Annotated in this window: 12 protein-coding genes; 5 read left to right on the forward strand and 7 right to left on the reverse strand. The window is 70.2% G+C overall.

The genetic code is table 11. From position 1 onward, the window contains the following. Positions 1-164: 164 nt before the first annotated feature. The 4 genes from ABOD76_RS04715 to ABOD76_RS04730 all read right to left on the reverse strand — a co-directional run bounded on the left by ABOD76_RS04715 (position 165) and on the right by ABOD76_RS04730 (position 4,947). Positions 165-485, reverse strand: coding sequence for a hypothetical protein (locus ABOD76_RS04715; RefSeq protein WP_350241922.1), 321 nt, complete (start codon positions 483-485; stop codon positions 165-167). 673 nt (positions 486-1,158) lie between these two features. Beyond that, the gene (locus ABOD76_RS04720; protein WP_350241923.1) at positions 1,159-3,471 is read right to left on the reverse strand and encodes a xanthine dehydrogenase family protein molybdopterin-binding subunit; all 2,313 of its coding nucleotides are present in this window, start codon (positions 3,469-3,471) and stop codon (positions 1,159-1,161) included. After that, entirely contained in the window at positions 3,468-4,445 is a 978-nt protein-coding gene (locus ABOD76_RS04725) for an FAD binding domain-containing protein (protein WP_350241925.1), read from the reverse strand. The genes ABOD76_RS04720 and ABOD76_RS04725 overlap by 4 nt, the downstream gene beginning before the upstream one ends. Beyond that, positions 4,432-4,947: a (2Fe-2S)-binding protein gene (locus ABOD76_RS04730; RefSeq protein ID WP_350241926.1), complete on the reverse strand. Its 516-nt coding sequence runs from the start codon at positions 4,945-4,947 to the stop codon at positions 4,432-4,434. The genes ABOD76_RS04725 and ABOD76_RS04730 overlap by 14 nt, the downstream gene beginning before the upstream one ends. Before the next feature lie 415 nt (positions 4,948-5,362). Between ABOD76_RS04730 and ABOD76_RS04735 the strand changes: the two genes are divergently transcribed. Next, positions 5,363-6,229 carry a MerR family transcriptional regulator gene (locus ABOD76_RS04735; protein WP_350241927.1) on the forward strand — a complete coding sequence of 289 codons (867 nt, stop codon included), beginning with the start codon at positions 5,363-5,365 and terminating at the stop codon, positions 6,227-6,229. Between the two features lie 575 nt (positions 6,230-6,804). On the opposite strand, the gene ABOD76_RS04740 is transcribed toward ABOD76_RS04735, so the two are convergent. Continuing rightward, entirely contained in the window at positions 6,805-7,257 is a 453-nt protein-coding gene (locus tag ABOD76_RS04740; RefSeq protein WP_350241929.1) for a MarR family winged helix-turn-helix transcriptional regulator, read from the reverse strand. Positions 7,258-7,355: 98 nt separating this feature from the next. Here ABOD76_RS04740 and ABOD76_RS04745 point away from each other — a divergent pair, with 98 nt between their 5' ends. The 3 genes from ABOD76_RS04745 (at position 7,356) to ABOD76_RS04755 (ending at position 11,220) form a co-directional block, all read left to right on the forward strand. Beyond that, positions 7,356-8,168, forward strand: coding sequence for an alpha/beta fold hydrolase (locus ABOD76_RS04745; protein WP_350241931.1), 813 nt, complete (start codon positions 7,356-7,358; stop codon positions 8,166-8,168). A gap of 1,391 nt (positions 8,169-9,559) precedes the next feature. Further along, positions 9,560-10,327 carry a ParA family protein gene (locus ABOD76_RS04750; protein ID WP_350241933.1) on the forward strand — a complete coding sequence of 256 codons (768 nt, stop codon included), beginning with the start codon at positions 9,560-9,562 and terminating at the stop codon, positions 10,325-10,327. Further along, positions 10,324-11,220: a ParB/RepB/Spo0J family partition protein gene (locus ABOD76_RS04755; RefSeq protein WP_350241936.1), complete on the forward strand. Its 897-nt coding sequence runs from the start codon at positions 10,324-10,326 to the stop codon at positions 11,218-11,220. Before ABOD76_RS04750 ends, ABOD76_RS04755 begins: the two co-directional genes overlap by 4 nt. Before the next feature lie 666 nt (positions 11,221-11,886). On the opposite strand, the gene ABOD76_RS04760 is transcribed toward ABOD76_RS04755, so the two are convergent. Next, positions 11,887-16,416: a binary toxin-like calcium binding domain-containing protein gene (locus ABOD76_RS04760; protein ID WP_350241938.1), complete on the reverse strand. Its 4,530-nt coding sequence runs from the start codon at positions 16,414-16,416 to the stop codon at positions 11,887-11,889. Between the two features lie 657 nt (positions 16,417-17,073). Here ABOD76_RS04760 and ABOD76_RS04765 point away from each other — a divergent pair. Then, entirely contained in the window at positions 17,074-17,361 is a 288-nt protein-coding gene (locus ABOD76_RS04765) for a hypothetical protein (protein ID WP_350241940.1), read from the forward strand. 154 nt (positions 17,362-17,515) lie between these two features. On the opposite strand, the gene ABOD76_RS04770 is transcribed toward ABOD76_RS04765, so the two are convergent. Continuing rightward, positions 17,516-18,448, reverse strand: a complete 933-nt coding sequence (locus tag ABOD76_RS04770; protein WP_350241942.1) for a phosphotransferase family protein — start codon at positions 18,446-18,448, stop codon at positions 17,516-17,518. Positions 18,449-18,502: the final 54 nt, after the last annotated feature.

Here is an 18,502-nt window from a genome sequence, read left to right on the forward strand (position 1 = left end):
CTGGGTTACGATCACGGGCAGGCACGCCGCGGCCTTCGGGTGCCCCGCCACCTTCGGATCAATGTGGATGTCATGGTCATCCACATCCACGAAATACGGTGTGCACCTGCACTCCGCGATCAGGGGCGTCTGGCCCAGCGGAAATCCCCCGTCAATAATCGCCTTCAGCAGCGGGGGCCCGCGTCCCCGGTCTGCACCCGTCCCCGGTAGCGGCCCTCGACCGGCTCGAAGTACGTCGTATAGCCGGGCGGCGGCAGGTCAAGCACCAGCTCCTGCGTCTGTCGGATCAGCGTGGCCGGGTCATCCCGCAGGTCCAGCACCGCGGAGACGACACCTTCCAGGTTCCGGTTCCGGGCTTCGAGTTCACCAGTGTGCTCCCACACACGGCGTTCCAGCTTGATGGCCACCGCCTCGATGACCATGCCATTCAGCAGGACCGACGCGGCCGCCGACCGGAGCAGGCGCACCCCGGTGGTCGACAGCACTTTGGAGGTGTGCGCCTGACCCTGCAACGCGATGGCGAAGGCCCCATCGGCCCCTTCCTCCAGCTAAATCCGCTCGCTGGTCCTCGGATGGCGGTTGTGCAGCTGTTCTGCTAGCTCGTGGATATCCCAGTTGAGGTCGTCGAGCGTCCTGAATCCCAGCATGCGTAACGCCACCGGGTTGGCCCGGGTGATGCCCTGGGCAGTGCCCGCACGGATGGCCTCCGGGGGCTGGTGAAGATCGCTTCCAACTCGGCAGCAACCCTCCCACCTTGGCTTCAAGGGCTGTGATGGCCAGCTGCAGCGTGACGGTTTGCACCTGCTCCTCTCTGTGGGTGGCCGCCAGCGCCTCCGTCAGCCGCTGGAGGTACCCTGAGAGAAGCACGGTGGCACTGGATGGCAGTTCCGATAGCCCGCCCCACCACAAGAGTCATCCGGTCAGCATCGTCTGGACCGCCGCGGGCGCACGCCGATTGAGTACAGGGTGGACGGGGTGGCTGCTGGTCCGACCACACCTGGTCCGCCACGGACCACGCTCCAGCGCGGCGAGCCCGCGGTGCCAGAGCATCGCCCATCTGCATCTGGCGGGCCGACCGCGCGCTCCTGGGTGCTCCGGGAAGGCCAGTACCCCCCACGCACTCCCCCCTGGGCGTCCATCGCGCGGGCCCGGCCGGACTCAGCGGTCCTCGGGGGACAGCAGCTTGTCGATGGACACGGGCAGGTCGCGGATCCGTTTCCCGGTCGCGTGGTAGACCGCGTTGGCGACAGCCGCAGCGGTACTGACGGTGCCCAGCTCGCCCGCACCGCGGACCCCGAGGTGACTGGCGTGGGGATCCGGCACGTCGAGCAGGGTGACGTCCACTTCGCCGATGTCCGCGTTCACCGGCACGTGATACTCCGCGAGATTGTCGTTGAGCACCAGGCCGGTGGTGGGATCCACATCGGTCTGCTCGTGCAGGGCCATGCTCACGCCCCAGATCATCCCGCCGATCAGCTGGCTGCGGGCCGTCTTGTGGTTGAGCACCCGCCCCACGTCGTACACCCCGACCATGCGCGACACGCGCGGCGTCATGAAATCCGGGTCCACCCGCACCTCCACGAAGATCGCCCCGAACGAATGCCGGGCGTACCCGCCGGCGTCCGCCGGCACCGAGGCGTTCTTGGCGCTCATCATCTCCTGGAGATTCTTGCGCTCGCCCCCGACGGGCAGCACCTCGCGGTACGCCTCGAGGTGGTCGCGGCCCGCCCGCTCCAGAATGACGCTCAGCGCTTCGCCGCGTGCCGGGTCCGCCCAGGCATACAGGTGGCCGGCCCGCATCTCGAGGGCCTCCGGCGTCAGGCCGTGCAGCGGGGACGCCGGGTCGTGGACGGCGAGCAGCGCGAGGTCCTGGCGCACGGCGAGCGAGGCGGCCATCACCGCGTCGCCCACGCTGGCCGCCGTGCGCGACCCGCCGGAGTACGCGTTTTTGGGGTAGCGGGTGTCGCCCAGGAAGACCCGCACCTGCGCTGGCGCCACGCCGAGCCCGTCGGCGGCGATCTGGGTCAGGATCGAGTACGTGCCGGTGCCGATGTCCTGCGATCCCGCCTCGATCTCGGCCCGCCCGTCCGCGAACAGGCGCGCGCGGGCCGTGGCCGCCGAGGCGTACACCGGGTACGTGACGCTCGCCATCCCCCAACCGATCAGGGTGTCGCCGTCGCGCATCGATCCGGGCGTGGGGGTGCGCCGGGCCCAGCCGAACCGCTGGGCGGCCTGCGCGTAGCACTCGCGCAGCAGTTTGCTGCTGAACGGCAGGCCGCTCTCCGGTTCCGTCTCGGCGTAGTTGCGCAGCCGCACCTCGAGCGGATCGAGGCCCACGGCATACGCGAGTTCGTCCATGGCGCTCTCCAGCGCGAAGGACCCGCTGGCCTCGCCCGGCGCCCGCATCATGATGCCCTCGCCCGCGTGGGTGCGGGCGAGGCGCTGCGCGGTGCGCATGTGCGGCACGTCGTAGAGCATGCGGGTGATGTTGACCACCTGCTCGGGGAAGTCGTTGTGCATCCCCGCCTGGCTGTCGGCGTGCAGCAGGACCGACGTGACCCGCCCGTCCTGCGTCGCCCCCACCTGATAGCGCTGCTTCGTGGCGGGCCGGTAGCCGACCCCCGCAAACTCCTGCGCCCGGCTGCGCGCGAGCTTCACCGGACGCTGCACCACCCGGGCAGCCAGCGCCGCCAGTGGCAGGTGCGCCCAGGTGGCGGCTTTGCTGCCGAACCCCCCGCCGATGTACGGCGAGACCACCCGCACCGCCTCCGGGTCCAGGCCGAAGTGGTGCGCTAGGGTGTGCTGCGGCGCCAGAATCCACTGGCTCGGCTCGTACACCGTCAGCCGGGTGGTGCTCTCCCACACAGCGAGCGTGCCGTGCAGCTCCAGCGGGTTGTGCTGCTCCTGAGGCGTGGTGTAGGTGAGGTCCAGCTGCACCTCGGCAGCCCGGTACGCCTGCTCCGGCTCGCCGCGGGTGTAGTCGGCCTGCTCCACCGGCGCCCGCAGGTCCTCGCGGTCGCTGGTGAGGCTCTCGGCGAGGGTGCCGATGAAGGGCGCCGCTTCGTACTCCGGCTCGATGAGTGTGGCGGCGTGCTCGGCCTGTTCCAGCGTGTCGGCCACCACCACCGCCACGACCTGCCCGCGCTGCAGGATCTCGTCACTCTGCAGCGGCAGCAGCCCGCTGCCGGCCGGGCCTTTGGGGTACGGCGCCTCCACCGGCCTGAGCGTGACGCCGGGGGACTGGTGGGTCAGCACGGTGAGCACACCCGGCACCGCGAGCGCGGCGGTGGTGTCGATGCGCCGCACCCGGCCGTGCGGGATGGCCGACGTGACGAGCACCGCGTGCGCGAGGTTCGGGAGCGGATGTTCGGCGGCGTAGGTGGCGCGTCCGGTCACCTTGGCGGGACCGTCCACCCGGTTCATCGGCTGGCCGATGGCGCCGCCGGGCCGGTCCTGGGGCGGGGGGGTCATGCGCTCGCCCCGGTCACGCGCTCCAGGGCACGCACGATGACGCTGCTCGCCAGCTGGACCTTGTAGCGGTTCTGCGGCAGCGGCTGCGCGCCGGCCAGCGCGGCGAGGGCCGCGGCCTCGAAGTTCGCCCGGGTCGCCGGCTGGCCGCGCAGCTGCGCCTCGGCGGCGGTCGCGCGCCACGGCACCGTCCCCACCCCGCCCAGGGCGATCCGCACGTCACGGACCGTGCGGCCGTCCAGATCGGCCGCCACGGCCGCCGAGGCCAGCGCGAAGGCATACGACTCGCGCTCGCGGACCTTGAGGTAGGTGGCGTTCACCGCCCACGGCAAGGCCGGCAGGGTCAGCGCCACGATCAGTTCGCCGCGGCGCAGGTCGTGCTCCCGCTCCGGGTGGTCGCCCGGCTGCAGCAGGAAGTCGCGGAGCGGCACCTCCCGCTCCCCCTCCGGGCCGTGCAGCGTCACGCTGCAGTCGAGCGCCACCAGCGCCACCGCCGCGTCCGAGGCGTGCACGGCGACGCAGCAGGAGGAGGTGCCGAGGACCGCGTGCTTGCGGTGGTCGCCTTCCAGGGCGCCGCAGCCGCTGCCGAGCTCGCGCTTGTTGCAGTGCGGAAAGTCGAGGTTGCGGAAGTACGGGCAGCGGGTGCGCTGCATGATGTTCCCGGACATCGACGCCATGTTGCGCAGCTGCTGGGACGCGCCGGCGAGCAGCGCCTCGCTGAGCAGCGGGGCGCGTGCCCGCACCAGCGGGTGCTCCGCCACGCTGGTGTTGCTGGCGAGCGCCCCGATCCGCAGGCCGCCGCCGGCCGTCTCCTGGATGTCCCGCAACGGCAGGCGGGTGATGTCGGTGAGGCGGGCCGGGCGCTCCACGTCCAGCCGCATCAGGTCCAGCAGGTTGGTGCCGCCGGCGAGGAAGCGCCCGCCCGAAGCCACCGCCTCCGCTTCGCTGCCCGCCCGCAGGTACTCAAAGGGCCGCACGGGCCGGCTCCTCGACGAGGCTCTGCACGGCCCGCACGATCTGCGGGTACGCGGCGCAGCGGCACAGGTTGCCGCTCATGAAGTCTTTGAGGGCCGCCTCGTCCTGCGCGTGCCGGGACTGCAGGCACGCGACCGCCGACATGATCTGCCCTGGCGTGCAGTAGCCGCACTGGAACGCGTCGTGCTCGATGAAGGCCCGCTGCACCGGGTGCAGCGCTGCCCCGTCCGCCAGCCCCTCGATGGTCGTCACGGACCGGCCCTCCAGCGAGAGCGTGAGCGTCAGGCACGAGAGGTACGGCTCGCCGTCCACGTGAACGGTGCAGGCGCCGCACTGGCCGTGATTGCAGCCCTTCTTGCTTCCGGTCAGCCCGAGGCGCTCGCGCAGCACGTCCAGGAGGGTCGCCTGGGGCGGCACGTCCACCTGGCGTGCTTCACCGTTCACGTGCAGCGAGACGGGCAGGGTGTGGTCCTGCGCCGGGCGGGAATCGATCGGGTTCGTCATGCTCCTCCTGTCGTGCCCCACACCGCGAACACGCTGGATGCAGGGACGGCGGCGCGCGGGGCCTCCGGTGCAGCGGGCCAAGCCCGTTATATACCTGCCCCGCCCGAAGCGCGCCAGGGGCGTCTGCAGGCGGAGCGGGACATGAAGGAGAACCCAACGAACGAGGGCCCCGGGACCGGGCAAGCGGGGGGTCACGGCGAGCGGCCCGCCACACCACCGGCCGCCACGGCGGGTCATCCGCGGAACGGAGCGTGGGTGCCGTTGCACGGTCCCGCGCCAGGACCACCGGTACCCCACCGGGCGGACCGGCCCGGCGCCACCCCCAGCCGCGGCGCGCCTGAGCCACCCGTGCCTGCACCGCGCCGTGCTCCGGGCCGGTTGACTCTTCCCCAAGGGGAGGCCTCACACTTGAAGCGTGAGTGACCACGGCGAGACCGGCACCGCTGCACACCCGACCGGACGCGCGGAAGCGGATCGGTGGACCATCGGGGTGTTCGCCCGCGAGGTCCGGCTGTCCATCAAGGCCCTGCGCCTGTACGACGCCGCGGGACTGCTGGTGCCCCGCGTGCGGGATCCGCACAGTGGCTACCGCTTCTACCACCCGGATCAACGGGCCCGCGCCCAGCTGATTGCCCTGCTGCGACAACTCGACATGCCGCTGGGCCAGATCGCGGACGTGCTTGACCTGCCGGCTGGGCAGGCGGCCGCGCGGATCGGCCGTTACTGGCAGCAGGTGGAGCGTGAGCAGGCCGTCAAGCGGCAGTTGGCGCAGTACCTGCAACGCCATCTCGAGGGAACAGGAGACACCATGTTCGAAGTGCACGACCATGTCCGTCCAGCGCAGCAGGTCGCGGCGCTGAGCGCCAACGTCCCCATTGCCGGTCTGGAGGGCTTCCTGCGCGAAGCCCGGGTGCACCTGTTCGACGCGCTGCGTGGCGCCGGGGCCCACGCTGACCACGGCTGGTTCGTGGTCTTTCACGGGCAGGTGAACGAGGACAGTGACGGCCCGGTGGAGCTCTGCGTGCCGTTCGAGGGCCACCTTCAGCCGGCAGGCCAGCTGGTGGTGCGAACCGACGCCGCCGGCCGCGAACTGTACACCACCGTGACCCGACGGCAGTGGGCCTTTCCCGGCATCCTCGAAGCGTATGACGCGGTGGCGACCGCGATTCAGCGCCAGGGGCTCCAGATGGCGGGCGCGCCGCGGGAGGTGTACTGGACGGAACCCGACCGGGTGGACGAGGACGAGCGCGTCTGCACCATCGCGTGGCCCGTGCAGGGGTGAAGGTGAGCGCGAACCGCTGAGCGTGTTCAGTGATGGGGCACCTGACCGGCGCGGCCTGGCGGAGCACTGGGGGCCACGCTGAGCATGTGGAGCGCCAGCACGCGCTGCTGCACGATGCCCACCCCGCCCGTCTCCCCTCCTCCGGGCCGGCGCCCGACCCGGAAGCAGTGGCGCGCAGGCCAACCGGCTTGAACGACCCTCAGGGCCCTGGGCTACGTCGAACCGCGCGTCCAGGGCGGTGATCCGGTTGAGGCCCTCCAGCCCAGTGGGCGGGACCGTGCCTGTCAAACCGCACCGCTGCACCGCGGCGGGCGAATGGGGCCGTCCCGGTCCGGGTGGCGTTCCGGAACGAGTGGACCGCACCGGCCTGCCTCACCAGGCGCCTGGCGGATCGTGGCCGCGAATCGTCCAGACCGTGATCGCCGCCACTCCCGGTCGCCTCCGCGGCGGGTGCCGGCCACATCCAGCCCGACGAACGCCGGCGGCCTCACCCCCTCGTTGGGCACGGCGGCGGCTGTGCAGGAATCGGAGGTGGGCGTGGGCAGGGCTCAGGTGGTCGCCTCGCCCGGGGGTCTTCAAGGCGCCTCGTCCCCCTTGGGGGTGCCGGGGACGTGGTCGAGCGGGGTGTCCAGGATAGTGGTGAGCAGCCGGGCGAGCAGGTCGAGGTCGTTCGGGTGCAGCTGGGCGAGGGACCGGCGGGTGGTGTCGCGCACCCGGCGCTCGCCCGCGACGCGCACGGCTTCGCCACGGGCAGTGATGGTGTGGCGCACGGCTCGGCCCGGCCCGTTGACGCGCTCGATCAAGCCGCGTTCCGTCATGCGGGTGGCCAGGGTGCCGAACGCCTGGTCCGTCTGGAAGGTCAGCTGGGCGAGGTCGTGCAGCGACGCGTCCGGGTGGCGGTGCAGGTGGCGCAGCGTATCCCACTGCACCAGCGAGACGCCCAGATCGGCGAGCGCGGCAGTGAAGGCCCGGTGATGGCGGTGCTGCACCCGCTTGATGGCGCGGGCCACGTCCTCTTCGGTCGCCATGCCCTCACTCTACCTCAGCTTGCTTTTCTCAACAACCTGATCTAAGGTTGTTGATATTGCAGACCGGGTCACTTACCCCGCGCCCTGCAGGAGGCTCCATGACGTCCACCGAATCGCGCACCCTGCGTCTCGACCTCCCCGACCTCGGCCCGGTGCCGCTGCAGTTCGACGCGCGCGGTGAGGGCCGTCCGTTCCTGCTGCTCCACGGCGGCGCGGGCCCCGCGTCCGTCGCCCGCTTCGCCGAGCAGCTGGCCACAGCGCGTGCCGCGCGCGTGTATACCCCCACCCACCCGGGCTTCCAGGGCATCGAACGTCCCGCGGAGCTCACCACCCCACGCCAGCTCGCGGCCGTGTACGAGGCGCTGCTCGTGGCCCTCGACCTGACAGACGTCACGGTCGTCGGCAACTCCATCGGCGGGTGGATCGCCGCGGAGCTCGCGCTGCGCCACCCCGCCCGCGTGTCAAGCATCGTGCTGGTCAATGCCGTCGGTGTGGACCTGCCGGAGCACCCGGTCGCGGACTTCTTCACGCTGACGTTCGACCAGATCGCCGAGTACAGTTACGCCGAGCCGGACCGGTACCGCCTGAACCCGGCGCAGCTGAGCCCGGAGGCGCAGCGCGTCATGGCACTGAACCGCGCCGCGCTGGCTGTGTACGGGGGCGAGCCGTCCATGGTGGACCCGGGGCTGCCCGCCCGGCTGCCCGGCATCACGCTCCCCACTCTGGTCGTGTGGGGCGAAGCGGACCGCATCACCGACCCGCAGAACGGCCGCGCCTACGCCGACGCCATCCCCGGCGCGCAGTTCGTCTTGATGGAAGGCACCGGGCACCTGCCACAGATCGAGTCTCCGGAGCGCCTGCTTGAACTGCTGTGGGCGTTTGCGGCTGACCACCCGGCTGCGCGTCCCTGAACTAGCCCAGGCGAACCGGCGCCTCTCGGCAAAGCAGCGGCCCAGCGCCGTCCGAACCGTGATTGCCACCTGCCGTTGCCCAGCCACCGTCCCGGCGGCCCAGACCACCCGGGTTGAGGCACGGGACCTCCGGTGCCTTCCAGGATCCGCCCCGGCACCCACCCCTGACCGGCTTCGACTGCACCGTTCGGCCTGGGACCCTGGACCTGCAGGCGGACACCGACCATTCTGGCTCCGGCCAGCCGCTGAAGGAGCCGTGGGCTCGGCTGCACCTGGTCGGCCGCGGCCACCTCAGCAGCACGTGCCATCGCACGGCGGTTCTTCCAGGCCGCATGCTCTCCACTGCTCTGGGACGCCATCACCTGGCCCGCCTTCCCCACACGCACCCACATGTGCGCTGACGGCACGTCTGGCCGGAGCGCCCTGCGCGTCTCCCGAGGAGACCGTTCGCCACCGGGTGGTGCTCACGAGCGGTATCCGTGACCTGATGCTGGAGCAGACGGACCCTCACACGGTCCCGGCGGTCAACTGAAGTCGTCGAACCGGTACGCTCCGACCGATGAATCAGACGTTCCAGCCCCTCAACGTCGAGCAGCGACAGCGTCAGGCTTTGGCCGCGGGCACCCTGGTGATCTGGGCGTACCTGCAGCGGTGTGGGCCGATGGGAACCTGCTGCGGAGACGGGTGGACGACGCACAGATGCGGCTGTGGAAGAACACGTACTCGTGTTCTTTCCGGAAAGAACACGACGTGACCCGCCGAGCCTCAGCCGACCGATCCAGCAGACGGTCCCTCGAACCTGGCGACCGAACGACTGGGCTACACGTGGATGTTCTCCGAGGTGGCGGTGGAACGGGCCCGCGACGCACGACAGCGCCGCGCGATCCGTCTCGTCCACTGAGGCCAGCACCACGAACACCCACACCCGCCGGAACGACCGGCCTGTCCGGAACATTGACCTGAGGACGGGTCCACTCCAGGAGATGCTCCAGACCACGACAGACTCAACCGGCGCCCTTCGCGTGTGCGGCAACAGCGAAGCAGGGTGGACGACGACCCAGAGTGCACCCGCTTCCGAGCCGTCTGCGCGGCTCGTCCGGGTCTAGGCCGTGCAGGAGCAGCGCCGTGTTCCGTCAGATGCCCAACGGTCGTCGGGCGCTGGGTAGTCGTCCACAGCGCCCTCCAGTGGCCGGTGCTGCTGGGGCAGTGATGTGTGGTCGAGGTGTTCATCTGTGGCTGGAGGGCCTTCCACGTGACGCCCCGGCCCGACACGCCGGACGGTTCAGGTCGCCTCAGGCGTTCACCCGCTCCTGGTCAGGTGCGCTCCTGCGTCCGTGGTCCTCGGCGGTTCCAGCTTCTCGTGCACTGCATCGGGTAGGCTGGGGCCACAGATGATCACCCTCACCGTCTTTAATCACGCGGGCGGCTCCGGCAAGAGCAGCCTGACCCGCGACGTGGGATATGCCCTTGCTCAGTCTGGCCAGCGCGTCCTGTTGATCGACCTGGACGCCCAGGCCAACCTCACCGACTGGCTCGGCGTCCAGGACGTGAAGCCGGAAGACACCATCGCCGGCGTGGCCACCCAGGGCAGCGACCTGCCCACGCCGACCACGGTCTACGGCATGGACCTGATCCCCGCGGACCTGGGCCTGGCGCTCGTCGAGGGCGCCATGATGGGCCGGGTCGGGGCCCACCTGGCGCTCCGCGAGGCGCTGCAGGCGGTCCAGGAGCGGTACGACGTGGTGCTGATCGACTCGCCGCCCAGCCTCGGGCAGGTGGCCATCCTGGGCGCGTTGGCGGCCGACGCGATGATCGTGCCGGTGCTGACCCAGCAGAAGGGCCTCAACGGGCTGGTGGGACTGCATCAGGCGATGCAGCAGTACCGCAAGGCCCGGCGCGACCTGAAGGTGGCGCTGTACGTCCCGATGAAATACGACGGCCGCCGCAAGCACGACCAGGAGACCCTGGCGGTGCTGAAGGCCTCGGTGTCGCCGGTGGCCCAGCCGGTCGCGGACCGGGGCGCGGCGTGGCACGAAGCCACGGCCGCCGGGCAGCCGCTCGGCGTGTACGCGCCCCGCAGCGAAGCGTGGAAGGACGTGCGGCGGGTCACGCAGGAGATCGCCGACGCGGCCGGGTTGAACGTGCAGGTGCAGGCGTGAGCCCGAAGAAACCCACCGTCGGCGCCCGCCTCGCCGGCCTGATCGCCGCGCCCCCCGAGCCGGAGGTCGGCACGATCACGCTGCCCGTCACGGCCGTGCAGCCGGGCACGGTCCACCAGCCGCGTCGGCGCTTCGACGAGGCTGGATTGCAGCAGCTGGCCGCGAGCATCAAGGAGCGCGGCATCCTGCAGCCGCTGCTGGTCCGGCCCCGCGGGGACGGCTACGAGATCGTGGCGGGCGAGCGGCGCTGGCGGGCCGCGCAACTGGCCGGGCTGAGCGAGGTGCCGGTCACGGTGCAGCAGCTGGATGACAGCGCGGCGCTGGAACTGGCGCTGATGGAGAACCTGCAGCGCGAGGACCTCAGCACGATCGATCAGGTGGACGCCACCCTGCTGCTGATCGCCACCCGCTGGGACGTGAGCGTGGACGCCGCCCGGCACCGGCTGCTGGGCCTGCTGCGCGCGCCGAACGACGAGGCGGCCGTGGAGATGCTCGAGCGCCTCTTCCGGGAGCTTGGGGGGGAGCACTGGACCAGCTTCGCGAAGAACAAGGTCCGGATCCTCAACTGGCCGGCGCCGGTGCTGGCGGCCATGCGGGAACAGGGGCTGCCGTACAGCATCGCCGGGCTGGTCGCCGCCGCCCCACCGGAAGCCCAGGCGGAGCTGTTGAAGTTCGCCCTGAGCGGAGCGAGCAAAGCGCGGGTGCAGGCCGCGCTGAAACAGCTCAAGGCCCGGCCGGCCGGTCGCCTGGACCGCGAGCGCCTGGGACAGCTGGGGCGCAAGCTTGCCAGCGCCCGCTGGCAGGCCAGACTCAGCGATGTGGAGTCCAGACAGCTGGAAGCGTGGCTCGCCAAGATGCCGGAGGAACTCCGCAAGGCCACCGGGCTGGAGTAACGGCAGTCGAAGGACCCAGCGACCATCCGCGGGGCGGACACGGTGGGTGGGCTGGCCTTGGGGTCCTGCGGCCAGCGTGGCACCAGCATCGCGGCTGTGCCGCTTCACCCGCCAGACGGGGGATTGGCCGATTCCTGACTCTGGCCCAGGCCCCTTCCTTCAAACCCAGCTTCTCGTCCTGCTGGGCAGTTAAACCATGCACAGCAACCTGGATCGGTGCCGGACCCGGCCGCCCACCGTCCCGTGACCGTCATCTGTCCCCAGGATCAGGCGTGCGGCGGTGCGGGCGAACTGGCGTGTCACCACAACGGCTTTCCTGCACCTCCGTCCACCACCTCCCCTCAGTCAAATCGGGAACAAGAGGCGGGTGTGTTGTCGCTCCCCTGCTCAGGGCGGAGCTTCTCCCCGCCCTGAGCAGCGTCTTTCGCCGGCGAACTTGCCCCGCGTCTGTGTTCTTTCCGGAAAGAACATCAGGAAGTGACAGGAGAACAGCCGTCTGTCCGGGTCGTCTCCTGCGAGCGGGACGGACAGGACCAAGGTGCCGACACCGAGCACCGCCTCGAAGCTGAGAAGTGCCTTGGCACCCGTCTCACACCGACACCGCACCGTGCCGGGTGCCACCTCCAGCTGAGGCGGCACCCGGCACGGTGCGGGAAGGACAGGCGGTCAGTTCTGGCGCAGCGTGATGCTGTAGTGGAAGGTGACCTTGCAGGAGCTGTCGCTGGCATCGGCGGCCACCGCGTCCACCGTGTAGTTTCCAGTCTTCACGTCGGCGTAGGCCTTGACGTCATTCAGCTGATTGAGCGGGTCGTTGGCGTTCCCGGTGTCGAGCTCCTGGAGGCCCTTCGACAGGAACCGGAACTCGCGGTCCTCGGTGACGTATTCGTAGACCTTGGTGTCGTTGAAGGTGTAGCTGGTGCCTTCTCTGGTGTGGTCGAGCAGGCCGTCCTGACCATCCAGCTTGAGGTACAGCAGGTGCGTGGGGGTGTGGGTGCCCGACTGAATCAGCAGTTCGCCGCTGAATTCGCCGTTCGAGTCGCCCGCCAGTGGATCGCAGTCGCCGACCACATCCGCACTCTCCAGCTTCACCAGCAGCAGCTTGTCCTTGAGCAGCGGATCGGTGCCCTGAGGGCTCGCGCCGGAAATGTTGTGGGACGTGACCGCCTCGAACCGGTCGTCTGCACCGTCCTGATCGGTATCGCGCAGGTTGGGATCGGTGCCGGCCTTCATCTCCCGGTCGTCGGTCAGCCCATCCTGGTCGGCGTCCGGCAGGAGCGGGTTGAACTTCGCGACGTAGTCGGGAATGGAGGCCGTGCCCGCGGCGCTCTTGACGTGCACCAGCATGGTCGAGTTCACCTCAGCGCCGTCGCTCAGCTGGTCACCGTCCGTGTCCCAGCGCAGCGGCAAGGTGCTCAGCTTGACTTCCGCTCCGTCCTTCAGGGTATCGCCGTCGGTGTCGGCGCTGCGGGGATCGGTGAGCGCCACCTTCTCCTGAGCGTCGTTGAGCCCATCGTTGTCCCCGTCGGCCGAGAGCGGATCCGAGGTCACCGTCTTCGTGACGGGGCCGTTGGCCGTCTGCGCCGTCACGGTCCACCCCTGCACCTCCTGGTAGTTCGACAGGCCGTCGCGGTCGTCGTCCAGCACCAGGTCGCGGTCCGCCACCGCGGGGTTCGTGCCGAGCCGGTATTCGAGGCGGTCGGGCGTCCCGTCACCGTCGCTGTCGGCCTTCCGCGGATCACTGTACGCGGTGAGCGGCTGGCCGGTCTTGATGTAGCTCTTGACCGCGTAGCCGAACAGCTCGGTCCGGTCCGAGATGCCATCCCCGTCGGTGTCGGGGTTGGACGGGTCGAGCGGCATCCCGTAGATCAGCAGCCGGGCCTGCACGGCGATGGGGCAGCGGTAATTGGTGATGGTCTGGCCGTTGACCCGGGTGGTGCCGATCACGATGGACAACTCCTGGCAGTCGGTCAGGCCGTCCCCGTCGGTGTCGGCCGCCGCCGGATTGGAGATCAGGGCCTGTGTGGTGCCGTCGTCGCGCAGGATCGTTCGGGGCGAGCGCCGGCCACTCGCGTCCGCCGGGCCGTACACTTCCTCGATGTCGCTCACGCCGTCCCCGTCGGTGTCGACCGTGGTGTCGCTGCTGCCGTACAGGTCCTCCTCCGCCCGGGTCAGGCCGTCGCGGTCCAGGTCCTCGGTGTACGCCAGGCGGACCTTGTCACCCGCCTTCACGATGGTGTCGCGGAAGCCGATGTTCGAGCCGTTGTTGTTGATCGTCACGAACCAGCGTTTGGGCTCACTCAGCGATCCGAAGGTCTTTTCGCGCACCCGTGCCAGCTTCTCGACGCCGTCGTCCATGAACGTCGAGTAGCTGTTGTGCAGGGCGGTGCCGCTCAGGCCGGCGTCCTGCGACTGATCGTAGTGCTTGAGCCCCAGGATGCCCTCCATCACCCGTTGCATGGTGATCCCCGTGGGCTTGCTGTCGGCGCCGTAGTTCGAGAAGGTGGCCACGTTGGAGCGCTCGAACGGCAGGGCGCCGCCGTAATCGATGAAGACCTCGGCGGTCCGTTCCTTGACACCCTGCGACACGTAGGCCAGGTCCCGGCGCGTCTCGTCCGAGAGCGTGTAGTTGCTGATCTTGAACACCAGCCCGGACGGGTCCTGCATCAGCTTCTCGGCCAGCGACGCGTAGATCTGCACCGCCTTGAAGCGGATCGGCCCACGGCTGGGGCTGCCCGGCCCCAGGGTCACGCCACCGCTCGCCACAGCCCCCTCCGGTTGAAGGGTGGCGATGGGGATCAGCTTGCCCGGCGCGAAGGGGTCCGGCATGAACGCCGTGAGTTCCAGATTGGTCATGGTGAACGCGACGTTGCTCTGACTCTCGATCGTCACGCCCACCGAGAGGCTGGCCCCCGACACGCTGCGGGTCACGCTGTCGTTGGCACTGACTTCCTTGTCGGTCGTCAGGCTGTCGGCGTACTCCTGCTGGGCATTCCGGACCGACGCGGTCGTGAAGCTGGTGCCGGCGGAGCCGCTGGTGCCGGTGTCGGACGTGACGCTCTGCGAGAACGTGACCTTGGGATACGCCTTGAATTCATCACCGATCGTTTCCTGGAACGACGCCCCGACGCTCTGATTGGCGAACCACTCGCTGGTGGTGGTGTCGCTGCGTTCCGTGCTGTTGCTGGTGCCCTGCGTCAGGGTCGTCTGCGCCGTCTTGGAGTCGAGCTGCCGGGTGCCGGTGTCGCTGGTGGCGGTGAAGTTCACGTCGAGTTGCAGGTCCACCCCGTCGACGGAGATGCGCGGCGCCGGCAGGTCGGCGATCAGGGGGTTGCGCAGGCTGGTGAGCACCTCGGCGTCGTCCCGGATCTGGTCGCCGTCGGTGTCCGCCAGCAGCGGCGAGGAGGCGTACAGGGTGTACTCCGAGCCGTCGGAGAGGGTGTCGCTGTCGGTGTCGGCGTTGGTGGGGCTGGAGTACACCAGGTTGTACTCGTCGCTGTCGGTGATCTTGTCGCCGTCGGTGTCCGCGACGCGCGGATCGGTCAGGTTCGCCAGTTCGTCCGAGTCGTCCAGGCCGTCACCGTCCGTGTCGGCCAGGGTCGGGTCGCTGGTCACCTCGTACTGGCGTTTGCCGCCGTCCAGGCGCACCACGCTGACCAGCCAGCCGCGCTGCTCGGTGGCGTCGCTCAGCCCGTCGCCGTCCGTGTCCTTGCCGTAGCCGCTGACCGGGGTGCCGGTGAAGCTCGCCTTGCCCGGGTCGACGCCGCGCTCGGGGGCCGCGATCTGGTTCCCGGCCAGGTCCGTCACCCCGGTGACCTGAAGTTCGTACTTGATGTCCGACTGCGCGCGGGTGGTCAGCAGGACGCTGGTGCCGTCCGGCTGCAGGACCGCGGAGATGATACTGAGGGCCGCGCTCTGAGGCGTCGGCAGGCTGGGCGCCGCCGCCGGAGCGGGCTGGGCCGCCGCCAGCTGTTCCAGGCCAGTCACGTGGTAATGGGCGGGGTTCTCCGCGCTGGCCGTTCCGCCCCGCACCGCTTCCGAGAACGTCACGAGCACCGTGCCGTTGCCGGTCGAGGTCGCCCCAGCCACGCGTAGCGGTGTGGTGTCGGCGCGCCCCGGCTGCCCGGACGACGCGGCGAAGCTCAGGACGCTTTTCCCGGCGGCGCTGTCCAGCGGGTTCCCGGCGCTGTCGGTCAGGTCTCCCGGAGTGAGGGTATACGTGGCGCCGATGGCCTGCGGCGTGGTGGTGAGCGTCACCGAGGTGCGGAACTCGCTCAGGTCGGCGCCGGTCACGGGCAGCACGGCGCCGGTCGCGTCCTTGATCAGGTAGGTGCTCAGGTCGGCGGCGTTGGCCGACACCGGCTCGCTGAAAATCAGCTGCACGCTGGTGCTGCTCAGGGCCATCATCCGCTTGATTACCGGTTTGACGGTGTCCCGCAGCGCCAACGCGATGAACGTGCCCTGGTTGTGCTGCGGGTCCACCAGCGTCGCCGGACCGGCCCCGGCGGTCGCCAGCACGCTCAACGCCGAAACGGTATAGCTGCTGTCCGCACTCAGGCCCGCGGTCGTGACGACCACGCTGCTGCGGTCCTGGCTCAGGCGGGCACTTTTGAATTCGACGGCCGGCGAGAACCGGAAGGCGGCCGCCCGCAGCGCACGTTGACCGAGCGTGGCCGGGAGCCCGCTGACCGGATCCTCGAAGCGCAGGAGGACTTCCGACGGACCGAGCGGGACGACGTCACCCAGCACCGGCGCAGAGGCCGCCGAACCGCTCACCGTCTTCTTGCCCACGACCGGCTGACCGGACGGACTCTGAACCCCGTCCAGCACCAGGGTGTACGCGGTCGGTGCCTGCACGCGGGTCGCCAGATCGACGCTCTGACCGTCATCGGCCAGGTAGGCGGCCAGCACCTCCAGCGGCGCGCCGCTGGCGTCGGTCAGCCGGTACGTTCGGGCATCTGTGCTGCCGGTCCCCACCGCGCCACTGAACACCAGGTGGATGGAGGTGCTGCTGGTGGCGTCGGCGCTCAGCAGCTGCAGGGCCGACGCCGTGGGGGCGGCTGCCCCTCCGGGCGGGGTGGCGCCGGAGCCGGGCGTGGCCGTGGGGGTGGCGTTCTGCCCGCAGGACGCCAGCAGCAGCGCGACGGCGATGCCGGTCAGAGGGTGGCGGGGGTGGTGGAGACAGGGAACATGCATCATGGGCACCTGGCGAAGAACAATGAATGGAGCGGAAAAGGACGGCCGCTGGGCAGCGCTGACCACGGTCGAGGTGTGCCCACCGGCCCAGCACGGTCTGGGCGACCAGGATCCGGGCACACGGTCCCCTCGACCGGGGTGGGCGGCGGATGGATGAGCGTTGCGTCCGGCCCGGGCGGGCTGACCGGAACCTTCGGATGGACGTGCGCCGGGAGGTCAAGCGAGATGTGCGTGGCTGTGGCTCCTTCGCTGCCGGTGCAGCGGCTCCGGGAGAGGACGATGGCCGGGTGGTCCGTGGTCCTGCAGAAGCTCTGTCGAGCTGACCAGACCTTAAAAGGTGACCGTTAGCCGCCGTTAGCTGGCCGGCCGCTAGTGGCAGACCGACACCGCGTCCGGCCGAACGGGGCGAGGGGGCACCGAACGTGCAGATGCCCATGGCCATCGCATGCGCCCAGTCCGTGGAGTGGCCACCGGTCTTCCGTCCACGCCGGTGGCGACACGCTGGACCATCAGGAGGTGCGCTGACAAAAAACCGGTCCGGCGCCCCGCAGATGGGGAGCGCCTCTTGCCGGTGGACGCGGGGCGCTCTCCCGCGGCAATGTTCGCGTCCCCGTCATGGCCGGGCGCACCCTCCGCCGCACGACGCCCAGAGGCGGTGGCGTGACCAACGACACCAACCGACGCCGCGCCCTGGAGGACGTGAATCGCCGGTTGAAGACGGTGATGGTGGATGTGACCGTCGACACCCAGCAGCCGAAGGAGGTCGCCGCCACACCGGGTGAATCTCAGGGCACCACCCAGCCCCAACCGCCGCTGAACCGGCGGCTGGCGTTCGTGCGGCGACGCACCATAGGGACCGGAATGACGTGCTGGCCCCCAGAAGCCCAACTGGCGTCCAGCGCACCGGCCCGCGAGCCCGGGCCGTGGACAAGACTAGGGTCTGCATGACCGGCGGCGCGCTGGTGGGGGATCAGCCCACCTTCCGGTCTGTCGGCCGCACCTTTTCGATGAACCGTGCTGTTGTGCGGCATGGTCGCCGCAGCGTCAAGGTGCGCCGGGTCCAGGGGCGCGGAGGTCGGGTCCCACCGGTCCGCCCTCTGCGTCAAAGCAGCGTGCGCCTCCAGCGGGCGTCCTGCATTCCGGCCAGGGACCGCACCAGGTCCAGCAGCATCCCGAGTGGACGTTCCGCCCAGGACTTGTCCGGTTGCGGGGCACGGCGAATCAGGAACAGTGCCAGGTGCAGCTGCCTCGCGACCACCTGGGCCTCGAACGACCCATCCTCCGGCACGGGCCGCACGTCCCGGTAGCCGTCCAGCATGAACGGCATGGCGGACATGGGCACGCCGGCAAAGTCGTGCGCCGCAGCACCCCACCCACACGCTCCCCAATCCAGCAACGCCACGTAGGCACCGCAGGGCTGCACCATGATGTTCGGGGCCTGAACGTCGCCATGCCGGAACACCCGCTCACCGGGCGTGTCGGCGCCCAGCGCCTGCAGGTGCGCCATCCAGGCGGACAACCACGCGGCATCGAGCGGACCGAGGTACCCCTGCTCCGCGAGCTCATCCGGCCACCGGTCCGGTGCCGGCACGTCCTCCAGCACCAACGTGGCCAGGGCGCCGTGCGCCTGAGCACCGCGGTGCAGCCGCCCGAGGTCCCGGCCGACCTCGCGGTACGCGTCCGGCGTGCCGGCCGGGGCCAGCCTGAGGTGTTCCAGCGCTTCACCCGGCACGCGCTCATACAGGCCGTACGGCACAGGCAGCAGGTCCGCTGCATCGTCAAACGCGATGAGGGCGGGAGTGCGAATGCCCAGAGCGTGGGCCAGCGGCACGGCCACGCGCTCCTTGCGCGCCGCTTCGATAAAGGCAGGATGCTGGCGGGGCACCCGGAGAATCAGGTGCGCTCCGACCGCGAAAATCGCATTGAAGATCCCCCCGCCCGGGAGCCGGACCACGGGCTCGCCGGTGAGCCCGTGGCGGGCAAGCAGCGCGTCCAGGCGTTCGGGCGTCAGGTCAGGAAACGGAGGCAGGTCCACAGTCACCCGACTGTACGCCATCCTCCCAGCGACCACGCAACGCATCTGTGCCCG

This window comes from Deinococcus sonorensis KR-87 (genome assembly GCF_040256395.1).
GTDB lineage: Bacteria > Deinococcota > Deinococci > Deinococcales > Deinococcaceae > Deinococcus > Deinococcus sonorensis.